This window comes from Elusimicrobiota bacterium (assembly GCA_016218575.1).
GTDB lineage: Bacteria > Elusimicrobiota > Elusimicrobia > UBA1565 > UBA9628 > JACRDN01.
Genome location: JACRDN010000017.1, coordinates 217,772 through 231,177, shown reverse-complemented (window position 1 = coordinate 231,177; position 13,406 = coordinate 217,772). Strand labels below are relative to the sequence as shown.

General features: G+C 66.0%; 12 protein-coding genes. 3 read left to right on the top strand and 9 right to left on the bottom strand.

Translation table 11 applies throughout. From position 1 onward, the window contains the following. Positions 1 to 15: 15 nt before the first annotated feature. From hxsB to HY921_07625, 4 genes are read right to left on the bottom strand one after another with little or no spacing between them, the layout of a single operon-like run. Positions 16 to 1,473 carry a His-Xaa-Ser system radical SAM maturase HxsB gene (gene hxsB / locus HY921_07640; protein ID MBI5630739.1) on the bottom strand — a complete coding sequence of 486 codons (1,458 nt, stop codon included), beginning with the start codon at positions 1,471 to 1,473 and terminating at the stop codon, positions 16 to 18. Further along, positions 1,470 to 1,940, bottom strand: coding sequence for a His-Xaa-Ser system protein HxsD (hxsD, locus tag HY921_07635; protein ID MBI5630738.1), 471 nt, complete (start codon positions 1,938 to 1,940; stop codon positions 1,470 to 1,472). The genes hxsB and hxsD overlap by 4 nt, the downstream gene beginning before the upstream one ends. Next, positions 1,937 to 2,851: a hypothetical protein gene (locus HY921_07630; GenBank protein ID MBI5630737.1), complete on the bottom strand. Its 915-nt coding sequence runs from the start codon at positions 2,849 to 2,851 to the stop codon at positions 1,937 to 1,939. The genes hxsD and HY921_07630 overlap by 4 nt, the downstream gene beginning before the upstream one ends. Next, positions 2,848 to 3,561, bottom strand: coding sequence for a hypothetical protein (locus HY921_07625; GenBank protein ID MBI5630736.1), 714 nt, complete (start codon positions 3,559 to 3,561; stop codon positions 2,848 to 2,850). The genes HY921_07630 and HY921_07625 overlap by 4 nt, the downstream gene beginning before the upstream one ends. A 96-nt stretch (positions 3,562 to 3,657) precedes the next feature. On the opposite strand from HY921_07625, the gene HY921_07620 reads away from it, so the two are divergent. From HY921_07620 to HY921_07610, 3 genes are read left to right on the top strand one after another with little or no spacing between them, the layout of a single operon-like run. After that, positions 3,658 to 4,542, top strand: a complete 885-nt coding sequence (locus tag HY921_07620; protein ID MBI5630735.1) for an FAD-dependent oxidoreductase — start codon at positions 3,658 to 3,660, stop codon at positions 4,540 to 4,542. Next, on the top strand, positions 4,539 to 6,167 hold the full coding sequence (locus HY921_07615; protein MBI5630734.1) for an isochorismatase family protein: 1,629 nt from the start codon (positions 4,539 to 4,541) through the stop codon (positions 6,165 to 6,167). The genes HY921_07620 and HY921_07615 overlap by 4 nt, the downstream gene beginning before the upstream one ends. Continuing rightward, complete coding sequence (locus tag HY921_07610; GenBank protein MBI5630733.1) at positions 6,139 to 7,539, top strand: tyrosine phenol-lyase; 1,401 nt, start codon at positions 6,139 to 6,141, stop codon at positions 7,537 to 7,539. Before HY921_07615 ends, HY921_07610 begins: the two co-directional genes overlap by 29 nt. On the opposite strand, the gene HY921_07605 is transcribed toward HY921_07610, so the two are convergent. The 5 genes from HY921_07605 to nosZ are packed head-to-tail and all read right to left on the bottom strand — an operon-like array spanning position 7,514 to position 13,397. Continuing rightward, positions 7,514 to 7,948: a nitrous oxide reductase accessory protein NosL gene (locus HY921_07605; protein MBI5630732.1), complete on the bottom strand. Its 435-nt coding sequence runs from the start codon at positions 7,946 to 7,948 to the stop codon at positions 7,514 to 7,516. The genes HY921_07610 and HY921_07605 overlap by 26 nt on opposite strands. Position 7,949: 1 nt before the next feature. Further along, the gene (locus tag HY921_07600) at positions 7,950 to 8,792 is read right to left on the bottom strand and encodes an ABC transporter permease subunit (GenBank protein MBI5630731.1); all 843 of its coding nucleotides are present in this window, start codon (positions 8,790 to 8,792) and stop codon (positions 7,950 to 7,952) included. After that, the gene (nosD, locus tag HY921_07595) at positions 8,789 to 10,837 is read right to left on the bottom strand and encodes a nitrous oxide reductase family maturation protein NosD (protein MBI5630730.1); all 2,049 of its coding nucleotides are present in this window, start codon (positions 10,835 to 10,837) and stop codon (positions 8,789 to 8,791) included. Before nosD ends, HY921_07600 begins: the two co-directional genes overlap by 4 nt. Beyond that, complete coding sequence (locus HY921_07590) at positions 10,819 to 11,406, bottom strand: cytochrome C (GenBank protein ID MBI5630729.1); 588 nt, start codon at positions 11,404 to 11,406, stop codon at positions 10,819 to 10,821. Before HY921_07590 ends, nosD begins: the two co-directional genes overlap by 19 nt. Further along, positions 11,403 to 13,397, bottom strand: a complete 1,995-nt coding sequence (nosZ, locus tag HY921_07585) for a Sec-dependent nitrous-oxide reductase (protein ID MBI5630728.1) — start codon at positions 13,395 to 13,397, stop codon at positions 11,403 to 11,405. Before nosZ ends, HY921_07590 begins: the two co-directional genes overlap by 4 nt. Positions 13,398 to 13,406 lie beyond the last annotated feature (9 nt).

Below are 13,406 nucleotides of genomic sequence, written 5' to 3'. Positions count from 1 at the left end.
TCCGGCTTAGGGGTCTTAGCGCTGGTACAGGATCTCTGGCTTGCGCAGCCAAAGCTCGAATGTCTTCCGGCATCGGGGATCGTCCAGCTTGTCGAAGAGCAGGTCCAATATCCCCTGGTGAAGACGGCAGCGCGCGTTCAAGGGCATGCGCCCCACGATATCCCCCTGCTCGGCGTAGCATTGGATCGGGCAGAGCCCGCAGTAGGGCTTGTAGGCGCAGCGGTCGCAGTCGGGGTTGTTCTCAAGGCAAGAGGCCACGGACAGGGCCTTGACCACGGGATGGGAAACCGTGTCGGCGTAAGACTGCCCCGCCAAAGTCCCGATCTGGAAGCTCTCGTCTCCCATGCGGCTGAGCATGCGCCCCTCGTCGCAGGTGTAGATCCTGCCGTCGTAATTGTAGGCGATCTGCCCGATCCCGGCTCCGCATGGGGAGCGCAGGTCCAGAAAATTGGGATCCTCGTCGGTGAGTATCTTGGCCAGGAACAGCCGGCTCCACTGTTCGAAGAAGACCTGGCGGGAATTTATTTCAAGTATGTAGTCCAGGGCCTCCTTGTAAAATCGGAGAAACTCCTCGACGGAATAGCCGATTTTCTCCCAAGTCGCCTTGGCCAGGCCGTACGGATTCAAGGGACGCAGGTACACGCTGCGCGCCCCCAGACGCACGTATTCGTCCACGATGTCCTTGGCCCGGCCCAAGGAGAAGCGCGTGGTGGTCAGAAGGGCGTCGATACCGAAGGTCTGGCGGGCCGTGCGCCGCTGGATCTCCTTGAACCAGCGCACGGCCTCGGCGTGGCTGGCACCCCCCGCGTAGGGCCGGTTGCGGTCATGGAGGTCGGCCGGGCCGTCCAAGGAGGTGCAGAAGGTGACGCCGTTGGCGAGCAGGAAATCGAGTTTGGCCTCGTCCATGAGGCTGAGGTTGGAGACCAGGTTGATCCAGAGCTTTTTTCCGGCCGCCTCGTTCTTTTGCCGGGCGTAGTTCGTTATGAATTCCACGGCCGGCCAATTGGCCAGAGGCTCCCCGCCCTGAAATTCGATCGTCAGGGCCGGGTTGGGACTCTCGAAAATGCGGTCCACCGCCATGCGGGCCGTTTCGAGGCTCATGTCCGTCCCCGCCTCCTTCATGCCCACGGAGCTCGCCTGACAGTACAGACAGCGATGATTGCAGCGCAAGGTCACGACCACGATGTGAAGGCCCGGCCCCTGCCAGAGAAAACTATGGCGCTTGCGCCACCTTTGCGCCAGGGCCGCAAAATCCATGCGGTCCCGGACGAAGCCCTCGGCGCAGAGACGCTCGTAGAGAGCGGACTCCTTGTCGAGCCGCCCCCCCATGAAGCCAGAGAACTCCGCGGCCTCAAGGAAGACGTGGCGGCCGAACTCATTGGTCAGGAGGTACCGCGGCCCCACCTGCCGGAAGCGCACCAGGCCCGCGGACTCCCCGGAAAATCCGCGCAGGAGTTCCTCGCCCGGCCTCATGGCCGGGGTTCTGCGCCGTACTTCTGCTCCCAGGCCACGGATACCCCGAGGGGATCGCTTCCCGGTTCGGATTTCTCGATCTCCCTGACCAGGGCCTCTATCTCCCTCTCGAGGTCCTGGTCCAGGCCCGCGCAGGGCTCCTCCGGGCGCTCCGGCGCAAGCGCCTCCCGGGCCGAAATCAGAGCCTTGGTCACGATAAGCTCCCGGAGCTTGCGGTTGCGGCTCGAGATTTTCTGCCTCAGGGCCTGGTGCAGGAGCTCGTTCCAAAATTCGTCCGACAATTTCGCGCGCTCGCCGAGGCTCCCGTCCTTGGCCTTGATTTTCACCAGAAGCTCCCCCTTTTTTGGGCGGGAAATCCTGACGTAGGCCCTGTCCGTGAACCGGTACGCGGCCGCCTGGACGGCCTCCGGGGGATAAAGGCCGCAATCGACCGGAAACTCGACTTCCTGGGATTGCTCTTGACTCACCGGACCTCCTTGACGCGCTCGAGCATCTCGCGCAGATCTCGCGTGCCCTTCATGGGCTGGCCGCTCTTAAAGCGCCTGCGCCCGGCTTCCTTTTTGACCCAGCCCTGCTTCTGCGTCGAGGATTTTTCGGACCGCGCGGTCTCGAACTTCTCCATTTTCTGAACGGCCTCTCGGCTGGCGGCCCGCTTGGCCAGCTCCTGCGGGGTCTCGCCGGAGACCCGTCGCGTGAGGTCGGCCTCGCGCTTGACCCGGGTCTTGCCGAGCTCGGCCTTGTAGCGGGCGCAAAGGGAGGCGGAGGCCCGCCTCTGGAGAGGCCCGCATGCGGCGGTCTTGGCGAAAGATGAGGCAGCCGCCCGGCTGTTGGCGGCGACGCAGTCGGCCCGTGCTGCCGGAGGCAGGATTTCCTTGGAGACCAGCTCCCGGCAGAACTTCTGGAAGTCCTTGCCCGGGAGCGCCTCCAAGTAGGCCCGGCACGCCGCCGGACGATCGGCGGCGGCGATAGGGGCGCCGGAGAATGTCAGATACTCAAGGCATAGGGCTTGAGCGCCCGGGCCGCGCGGGTCCCGGACCAAAGCGGCATGCGCGAACTCCCGACGGCACGCCGCGTAAGAGCGCTCCCAGCCCGGGCCCGCCAATCTTTCGCAGGGCTTGGAGCCGCCGGAAAGGCGCGCCTCGCAGGCGAAGAGGCTCTCGAATTCCTGGATAGCCTTTTGGTCCAAGGCCTGGGCCAGGAATGGGCGCAGGCCGGCGTCCTCGAAGAGGGCGGGGGCGTCAAAGCCGGGGGAGGCGCAGCGCGCCCCGAGCTCGGAGAGAACCTCCTCGAATTTCAGGTCTTGCGGCTTGGCCGGCTCGGCCGCCGAGCAAAGCCCGGCCGCCAGCAGGAAAGCCAGGACGCCGGCCGCCGCTTTCATTTGGAACAGCAGTAGACCATCGCGGTGGAGTCGTCCTTCTTGAGGGTCATCCAGGAGGCCTGGCCGTTGGCCGTGTTAAGCCCCCACACCTGGTTGGTGGTGCCCGTGCCGTAGTCGGCCAGCACCGTGCCTCCCCGGTTCTGGTAGGAGTAGCCCTCCACCCAGACCCCGGGAGTCCAAGTAGCGTAGGTGTTGGCCGGGCACAAGCTCGTCCACACGTCGCCGGATATCGTGTAAGCCGTGCAGGCGGTGTTGGCGGTATTCATGTAGAGATGCCCGTTGTTGAGCCGGGCGTAGCCGAGGTTCGCGGGGTTGTTGAGCCAGATGTCGGCGGCGTTGAGCTGTATGTGCCCGATCATCCCGCCCGTGTTAGGCCCGATCCATATCTCATCCCCGGCGCCGCCGGCGCCGCTGTTGACGCTCAGTATCACTTCCTTGCCGCCGAAATTTCCGGAAGCCGCGCCAGAAAGGAGCGCTCCGACGCCGGCCTGGTTCATCCTGATGGCCCCGCTCACGTCCAGCTTTTGGGCCGGGCTCGCGGTCCCGACGCCCACGCTCCCGCCGTCGCGGGCCAGGAAAGTGTTGTTGGTCGTTATCATCTGCGCGTAAACCCCGGAAGGCGCCGGATAGTAGGTGGTCAGAGTGACCGACTCCGATCCCAGCTCCGAGGCGCCCAACAAGCCCAATAGACCGGCGAGCCCCCATTTCATGGCATGCCCTCCGCGCATAGAATAGCCTCGCCCCCTCCTCCTGTCTATGACCGCGGTCATAGAGGAGAGCCCCGTCCCGCGCTATGATGCCTGGTCATGGACGGCCGTTGGGATGTCGTGATCGTGGGAGGCGGCCCGGCCGGGCTTTCCGCCGGAGCTTATCTCTCCAGGGCCGGCTGGCGGGTTCTCCTCCTTGAAAAGGACTCTCTCGGGGGGCAAGCCCGGTTCATCCAGAGGATCGAGAATTATCCGGGCTTTCCCGCGGGAATATCCGGCCGAATTTTGATGGACCGCTTCATCCTCCAGGGCCGGCGATGGGGGCTTAAAGCCGTACGCCAAGCCGTAACCGAGGTGGCGCGCGCGGGCGGCCTGTTCCGCGTGGACGCCGGCGCGGGGACTTGCCTGGCGCGCAGCGTCATCGCCTGCGAGGGATCGCGCTTCAAGCCATTGGGACTTCCCGGGGAGGCAAAGCTCCTCGGCCGTGGAATCCATCACTGCGCCTTCGGCCTAACCGCCCGCTTTTCGGGCCAGATCGTTGCGATAGCCGGAAGCGGGGACGCGGCGGTCCACCAGGCCCTGCTCCTGGCCGCCGAGGCGCGCAAGGTGCGCCTCATCGTCCGGGGCGAGCGCCTGAAGGCCGTCAAGATCCTGCGGGAAAGGCTCGCGGCCTGCCCGAAGGTCGAAATATTGTTCCGAACCATAGTCAAAGGGGTGCGCTGCGCCCCGGACCGGAGGAATGACTTCATCGAAGCCGTAGAGGTCGAACGCTTGGACACGGGGAAAAAATCCGCCATCGAGGCCCGCGGCCTCTTCATTTTGGTCGGCAAGGAGCCCGGCCCCGCCTTGGGGCGCTGGCGCTCGCCGCCCGCGGGCTTTTTCTCGGCCGGGGATTGCCGGGGGGGCTTTAGGCAGGTGGCCGTGGCCGCGGGAGACGGGCTCCGTGCCGCCATGGAAAGCGAGCGGTTCCTCATGGCCTCATGAGAATCGTCGACAGCCTCGCCCTCCCCCCCTTGGCCTCGCTGTACTTGGCCCAGCTCGGGCCTGATCCGGAGAAGCTCGCGGAGTTCGTGGACACCTTGGAGCCGGGCGTGCCCAAAAACGAGAAATGGGTGATGATGGTCTCGACTCAGTTCGGCTGCCCGGTGGGCTGCCGCATGTGCGACGCCGGAGCCATGGGCTACCGGGGAAACCTCTCCGCCGCCCAGATCCTGGGTCAAATCCGGCATGTGGTGCGCGAGAACCCCGGGCTCGACGTCCGGCGCCACCCCAAGGTCAAGATCCATTTCGCGCGGATGGGCGAACCCGCCCTCAACCCTGATGTCTTGAAGGCTCTAGAGATGCTGGCTCGGGAATTCCCCTACGACGGAATACTTCCCAGCCTGTCCACCGTCGCGCCCAAAAGCCCCTCGGTCGAACGTTTTTTCGAGGAGCTCCTGGCGCTCAAAAACAGCCTCTACCCCGGCGGCCGCTTCCAACTCCAGTTTTCCCTCCACTCGACGGATGAGGAGAGAAGGAAAATCATCGTCCCCATCAAGAAATGGAGCTTGGAGGAGGTTTCCCTCTATGGCCAGAGGTTCGTCGCCGGCGGAGACCGGAAGATCACGCTCAATTTCGCCCTGGCCAAGGGCGAAAGGCTCGACCCGCGGCGCATCGACGAGGTCTTCTCTCCCGCCAAATTCCTGGTCAAGATCACGCCGGTCAACCCCACCGAGGCCGCGGCCCGCCGCGGAGCCGCCCATCTCTGGGGAGAGGCCCCGGACGGGATCAAGGCCGACGCCGGGGAGCTCGAGGCCCTGGGCTTCGACGTGATCATAAGCCCAAGCCTTCCCGAGGAGATCTCGGCCCAAACCTCCTGCGGCCAGCTGTGGTCCGCGGCGCTCAAAGGCAGGGCGGCGACGATGCTCGCAAGCCTCAAGAGGCTCGAGGAGTCCTACGTCGGGCCCGAGAACCTGAACGCCAAGTCCCGCGACTGGGCGGCCCGGATCGCGCATTGCCTCAGGCGCTCCTTCGAGCTTAAGCCCGGGAAGGCGGGTCTCCTCGTGATGGACATGCAGGAGCTCTTCCTCGACCCTCGGAGCCCCTCCTTCCTGCCGCCGGCCAGGGCCATTCTCGGCAACGTCCGGGCCCTGGTCCAAGCCTTCCGGGGCGCGGGCCGCCCAGTCTACTTCACCCGCCACGCCCACCGCGATCCGGCCAAGGACGGAGGGCTCATGCCGCAGTGGTGGCGCAGCGTCTGCCTCGACGGCACCCCGGAGGCCCGGATTTCCCCCGCGCTCGAGCCGGGCAAGAGCCGGGTCCTGCGCAAGTGCCGCTACAGCGCCTTCACCAACCGTTCCCTGGGCCGGATTTTGTCCCGGGACGGAGTCGAGGAGCTCGCGGTTTGCGGCGTGGCGACCAACCTGTGCGTCGAATCCACGATCCGGGACGCCTTCGACCGGGGCTTCAAGACCTTCGTCGTCCTCGACGCCACCGCGGCGCGCGCCGAGGAGCTGCACCTGGCGGCGCTGAAAAATCTCGCCCACGGCTTCTCGACCGTGCTCAGCGCCGCGCAGATCACGGCGGCGATCAGGAGCGACCATGAACGAAATACTGCCGGAACCGTATAAAGCCAAGGTCATCGAGGCGGTGAGCCTCATCCCGCGCCCCGCCCGGGAGAGGGCCATCCGCCAGGCCGGCTACAACACCTTCCTCCTGCGCAGCCAGGACGTCTACATAGACCTCTTGACGGACTCGGGCACCAACGCCATGAGCGACGCGCAGTGGGCCTGGATGATGGCCGCCGACGAGGCCTACGCCGGAAGCCGCAGCTATTATCGCCTCGAGAAGGCCGTGCGGGAGGTCTACGGCTACAAGCACATGGTGCCGACCCACCAGGGGAGGGGTGCCGAGCATATCCTGAGCCGCCTCCTCATCAAGCCCGGCCAATGCGTCCCCGGCAACATGTACTTCACGACGACCCGACTGCACCAGGAGCTGGCCGGCGGCGCCTTCGTGGACGTCATCGTGGGCCAGGCCTACGACCCGGAAAGCGAGCATCCGTTCAAGGGCAACGTGGATCTGGACAAGCTCGAGACCCTGGCGAGAAAGGTCGGAGCCGGCAAGATCGCCTACGTCACGGTCGGGACCCCGGTCAATATGGCCGGAGGCCAGCCCGTCTCCATGGAAAATCTCCGGCTCGTCTCGGCCTTCTGCCGAACCAAGGGCATCCGTCTGGTCCTCGACGCCAGCCGAGCCGTGGAGAACGCCTATTTCATCCAGCGCCGCGAGCCCGGCTACGAGTCAACGCCGGTCAAGGAAATCCTCCTCAAGATGTGCGCGCTGTCGGATGCCTGCACCATGAGCGCCAAGAAGGACGCTTACGCCAACATCGGCGGGTTCCTGGCGATGAACGACGAGAGCCTGCACGAGGAGGCCAAGAATCTCTGCGTAGTCTACGAGGGGCTTCACACCTACGGAGGACTGGCGGGAAGGGACCTGGAGGCCGTGGCCCAGGGCGTCAGGGAGTCGGTTGAAAGAGACGAATGGATCGCCCATCGGGTGAGCCAGGTGGATTACCTTTGGCATTGCCTCAAGGACATGGGCATTCCACTGATCCATCCCGCGGGCGGGCACGCGGTGTTCATCGACGCGCGGAAATTCCTTCCCCACCTGCCTCAGGAGGAATACCCGGCCCAAGCCCTAGCGGCCGCGATCTACGCCGAATGCGGCGTGCGTTCCATGGAACGAGGCATGGTCTCGGCCGGGAGGGACCCTAGGACCGGCAAGGAACGGCGGCCAGAGCTCGAGCTGGTGCGCCTGACCCTTCCGCGGCGGGTCTACACCCAAAGCCACCTCGATTACGTCGCCCGCGGCATTCAATCGGCCTTTCAGGCAAGGCAGGGCATCCCCGGGCTAAAAATGACGCACGAGCCCAAATACCTGAGGTTCTTCCAGGCCCGGTTCGATCCGGTTACTACTGCCGCCGCCGCGAGGCCTTGAACCCCGCCAGGAAGCGCTCGGCCGCGGCCCGGTCGGAGAAGGCCGCGTAGCCAGAGCCCATGGGCGTAGGGTAGTCCTCCACCCGGATCACGACCGCCCCGCGGGCCGCGATCCAGCGCCCGGACTCCGCGTCGTGGAAGAAGGCGGCGGCCTTGATCTCAGGGCGCTTCTCGGCCTCGGCCAGGAACTCGCCCAGGTCGTCGTATATCACCGAGCGCCCGGACGAGTCCACGTAGCCCGCCGCGAAGCGCTCCTCGCTCACGATCATGCCGCAGCGCGCGCAGGCGTCGGCCCCCAAACGCAGACGGGGAACATCCCCCGGCTTCTGCTTGGAGCAGCCGGCCAGCAACAACGCGGCACCGAGAGCCGCGGATAAGAGGCCAAAACCTCTCTCGGTTTGCGTATTCATGTTAATCCCTTAAAGCCCCTTCCAGGGGTCTGCGGCAGAAAATCGCGCGGGCGGCCCAGAGCCCGGCCGCAAGCCAGGCTCCCAAACCCGCGAACGCCAGGGGGCGCAGCCAAGAGCCCAGCGCGTCCTGCGCGCAATGCCCGGCCGGGCCCAGGACGTCAAGGCCCGCGGCGGCCGAGTCCACCGCGAGCAATCGAAACAGGCTCATGGGATTGAGCCAGGCCGAGGCGAGGAGAGCGCCCGGGGGAAGGCGGACGGCCAAGCTCGTGCCCAAAAGACCCAAGTCCCCCCCCAGGACCAAGGCCAGCCACGCCAAGAGCGCGCAGCCGGCCGCCGCCGCCGTGCGCGCGCAGGCCGCGGAAACGGCCAGGCCCATGGCCAAAGACACCGCCGCCAAAAGGAGAGTGGCCGCAAAGCACGAGGCGTAGGCCCCGGCATGGGCCAGGCCTCCGGAGAGGGCGAGGACGGCTCCCAGGGCCGAGAAGGCCATGGCCAAGGCGGCCCACAAGGCCCAGGCCCCGCCGATGAACTTGGCCCAGAACACCTCCTCCGGGCGCACCGGCAGGGCGAGGAGAAACTCGAGGGTGCGCCGCTCCCGCTCTCCCGAGAGGGACAAGGCCCCGGCCAAAAGCCCCATGAGCGGCACGATGAGAAGGATGAGATTGATGAGGGCCGCGGTGGTCCGCCCGAAGCCCGCCGCGCCTCCGAAAGCCGAGCCCCAGGCGCCAGCGGCCATGAGTGCTACCCCCAGCCCCAGGAAGGCGGCGACAAAGCCCGCCAGCCACCGGCTGCGCGTGGCCTGCGCGAACTCCTTGCCCACCAACGCCTCGGTCGCAGGGCTCATACCGCCGCCTCGGCCCCGAACTCCGAGGCCGACATCAGGAAGTCTTCCCGGCCCAGGGCCCTGGGGGCCGACCCCTCCTCCAGACAAAGAACGCGGTCGGCCAAGGCCTTGACCTCCGAGAGACGGTGCGTGGTCATGATAATCGAGCGGCCCTTGAGGCCGCGCAAAATGCCGAGGAGATCCCCGCGGCTGGCCGCGTCCAAGTTAGAACAAGGCTCATCAAGAACGAGAAGCGGAGGATTGGCCAAGAGGGCCATGGCCAGGGCCAGCTTCTGCTTCATGCCCCCGGAGAGGTCGCAGACTCTCTTGCCGCCCTCTCCTCGCAGTCCGCAAGCCTCCAGGCTCGGCTCGATCCGCGCAGGCTCGAGCTGGCGCAGCCGCGCCACGAAGGCCATGGCCTGGCCCACCGTCCAGTCGTAGCCGGCGAACTCCTGAGCGACATAGCCCAGATCGGCGCGGGCCAGGTGCCCCTCCGACCGGGCGTCCCTGCCGAAAATCCGTATCTCGCCCTTGTAATCATGGAGCCCGAGAAGGCATTTGATCAAGGTGCTCTTGCCGGTCCCGTTGGCTCCCCACAACACCACCGTCTCTCCGGGAGAGAGGCTCAAGTCCACCCCTTTAAGGACGTCCCGCTTCCCGAAAGATTTGGACAGCCCCTTGATCTCGACAGGAACGCCTCTAGGAGAGCTCTTGCCCCGAGTTTTAGAACGAGTCCGCAGGAGCGCCGGCAACCCCAAGAGAAGCCCCGAGAGCGAGGCCAGCCCCAAGGGCAGGCCCCATGCGGCCTCGATCGGATCGGAGGCGCGGCGCAAATCCATGGGCGGGCGCAAAAGCGGGCTCTCGTCCACCAGAACGGCCTTGGGCCGGAAGACGGGAAAGGCGCGGCTGGCGGCGTCCACCGCCTGGGCGGCCGGCGTGAACAAGAAGAAACGGGCCAGGGGCCGGCGGTCCGTCAGGCTCTGCCAGGCGCTCTCGGCGCGGTAGGCCAGGCGCCCCACCTCGGAGCCGGAAAGCCCGTAGCCGGCGTAATCGCTCCAGTAATTGCCGCGGCCGCCGCGCCGCCACTCGTTGCCCGCGATCTGGCCGCCGCCGCGTTTTGAGACCTGCTGGATATTGTCGTCGAAGGCGTTGTCGTAGAAGAGGTTGCCGCTGATGCCGGGAAGCATGGAAATGCCGATGTCGTTGCGCGACAAGAGGTTGCGGCTAAAGACGTTGCCCCGCTCGGCCACCGTCGGAGAACCGTCGATGTAGATGCCCTGGCGGTTTCCGGCGAAGTCGTTTTCCTCGACGGAAACCCAGTCGCTTTCCTTGAGCCCCAGGCCCGCTCCGCTCGGGCCGCGGTGGCGCTCGAAGCGGTTGCCGCGGATGGCGACGCGCTGGGAATACATGAGGTAGAGGCCCACGGAATTTCCGGTGAAGCGGTTGCCGGCAACGCTGGCGCCGTTGGTGTACATGAAATGCAGGCCGTAGCGCCCCCCCGTTATGACGTTGCCCTCGACCCGCGACCCGGTCGAGAACCACAGCACGAAATCGCGCCCGCCTTCCAGAATATTCCCCCTGGCGATCACCCGGTCGCTGTTCCAGCTGCGGATGAGGTCCCCCCGGCGTCCGATGTCGAGGCTTTTGCCTCGGAGGCGGTTGCCCTCGATGAGAGCCCCGGGAGCGTGGACCAGAAACACCCCAAAGAGCACATCCTCGAGCACGCAACCGCGGATCGCGGCCGAGGCCGCCTCGACTCGGACCCCGGCGTCCTCGGTCAGCAGGCTCTCCCCGGAGCCCTCGATGCGCAAGCCATCGATAGAGACCCCCGGCGCCGTGATCGTGACGACCGTTCCCCGTCCGCCGCCTAAAACCGCGGCCCTGCCCCCGCCGCGCAAAGTGAGAGGCTTGCCGATCGCGACCGGCCCACGGTGGACTCCGGGAGCCAGCTCCACCACCGAGCCCGGCTCGGCCTGGTCTATGAGGTCTTGGAGCTCGGAGCCCCAAGCGGGCCCGGAGAGGGCTCCCGCCAGAGCCAGAAGCCGGGCTAATCGCGCGACAGCCAAGAGGCCTCCAAGACCAGGACCACGGCAGCCGCGGCCAGATAGAAGCCGACCAGGGGCTGCAGCTCGCTTCTAAACTGCGCCACCTGGCCCGCCCCGAGGAAGGGAATCGTGAAGGGCTTGAGTTTGAGGGGCGCGGTGGGATCGAGGTGCGAGCAGGCCCAGCGCATCCACCAAGCCATGTCCGCCACGAAAGCGACGGGGAACGCCGCGGCCGAGGCGCAGGCAAGCCTCCTCCAACCCTTGCCTCCCCAAGAAAACGCTAGCCCGCACAAGAGCGCCAAGGCGAGCACCGCGGGGATAGCTGCGGCCCTCTCGACCGCGGCCAGGTCCCCCAGCTTTCTCATGCCGATGTAATGGTTGAGCTCGTCTATCTCAGCCACGTCTCCGGTGAGCTTGTGCAGGTGCATCCGGGCGGTGAGGCCCCCGCGGTACTGCGGCGCGTAGAGCCGGGCCTGCCAATAGGGCAGGAAGAGGGAAGCAAAGAGGAGAGACGCCGCGGCCCAGCCCAGCGCCGCCGAGAGGCGGCGCTGGGAATTTGGAAGGCTCTGGACCGCGTTTAGATTCGTCATTTCTTGACCGTGAGATACCCCATCATCTCCATGTGCAGCGCCGAGCAGAACTCGCTGCAGTAGAACGGGAACACCCCAGCCCGGTCAGCCGTGAAGTTCACGTCCACCGTGGCGCCGGGATCCATGGAGAGGTTGATGTTGTGAGCCGACAGGGCGAAGCCATGGGTGGCGTCCTCGGCCCTCTCGACGTTGGTGACGTGCAGGTGGACGCGGTCGCCCTGACGCAGGTCCACGCGGTCCGGGATGAAGCGGCTGCGTATGGCCGTCATGAAGACATGGACGTCCTTGCCGCTCCTGACCACGCGCTCCTTGCCCGGCTCGGTACGGGTGGGGCTCACCTTGCGCGTCAGCGCGCTGTAGCCCACCTCCGGATAGACCTTCCAGGGCTTGAAGAGCTTGGCCGGGGCCATCACCGCGTAGTGGGGCTCTCCCACCACCGGGGTGTCGCTCAAGAGCTTCATCTGCGGTCCGCTGATGTCGATGAGCTGGAGGTTCTGGGGGTGCAGGGGCCCGACCGGCAGGGCCCGATCCAAGGACCACTTGTTGAGGCTCACCAGGTATCTGCCGAAGGGCTTGACCGTGTCTCCGCCCGCGACCACGAGGTGGCCGGTATTGTAATGGACCGGTAGGGACTGGACCATGGACCACGGCTTTTCCCCTCCCGCCGGCTTGTCGAGCGACCATTTGTTGATCGCAGAGTCGAGGAACATCGAAGTGTAGGCGTAGCCCTTGTCGTCGTACTCCGTGTGGAGCGGCCCCAGGCCCACCTCGACCTGGGTCTCGACCACGTCCTTGAAGGGAAGGACGGGAATGCCGTAGGGGTCCTTGGCCTCGAATTTCCCGGCCGCGATCGCCTTCATGATCTTATCGAAGCTGAATACCGTGACGTGGGGGTCGAGCTTTCCGCTCACGACGATGAAGCGCCCGTCCGGGGTCACGTCAGAGCCGTGGGGGCTCTTGGGCTCGGCGGCCTGGAACAATATCTTCTTGGCCACGGCTTCCTCGATCGGGACCACCTTCATGCCCGCGATCATCTTGTATTTGAGCTCGCCCTTGGCCAAAAGCTCCTCGGCGCGCTTCCAGTGCAGGATATGCAGGTAGTCCATCTCCCGCTGGGAGGCGGCCACCTCCATGGGAGGCTTGCCCTTCAAGGCATCGGGGGTGGCCAGCTCTGAGTTGTAGGTGTTGATGAACACCCAGCCGTGGCTCGCCCTCTTGCCCATGCCGCCCAGGTCCTGGTAATAAGGAGGCAGCTCTATGGTGAAGCTCTTGGCCTGCTCCAGCCGCCCCTCGGCCCGGTTGAAGGGCCAGAAGGTCACCAGGCCCCGGTAGTCCTCCTTGTAGCGCTCCAGGGGCGCGTACTGGGTGAAGGGAAGGGGCGTGCCGAATTGCGCCCCCTCGACGTAATACTCCGTGTTCTCGGTCAGCTTGGCGCCGCAGTGGTTGGTCGCGGTGAGCGGGTTCTTGACGATTTGCTTGACCCGGAAGTCGCGCAGGTCCACCACTCCGATGCGGCCGTTGGCCTTGTCGTTGGCGAAGAGGAATTGCCCGTCATAGGAGCCGTCGGTCAGGCTCAGGGCCGGGTGATGGACATCTCCCCAAGTCTGCACCATGCCCGCGGCCTTGCCTTGGCCGAAGAGCCGGCGGCTTTCGTCGTCGCCGACCCCGTAGCCCTGCCAGGAGTCAGGCGAGAAGACGGGGATGTTTTTGATGAGGCGCATGGAAGGCACTCCCAGGACCTCCACGTTGCCGGCCTGCCCGCCAGAGGCGAAGAGCAGGAATTCGTCGTAGGACCCCGGCGGGACGTAGGTCTTGAGCGCGGCCTCGACGTCGTCCGGGGAGAGCTCCCGCGTCTTGATGATGCCCTCCAGGGCCGGCCCCATCCCTCCGCCCAATTGCGCGAGGAGATTCTTTCCCCCGAGCTCTCCCGCCGCCAAAGCGGCGGCTACGGCGGCCAGGGCCAGGCCCGCGGTTTTTAATATCTTGTTCATTGGATTCTC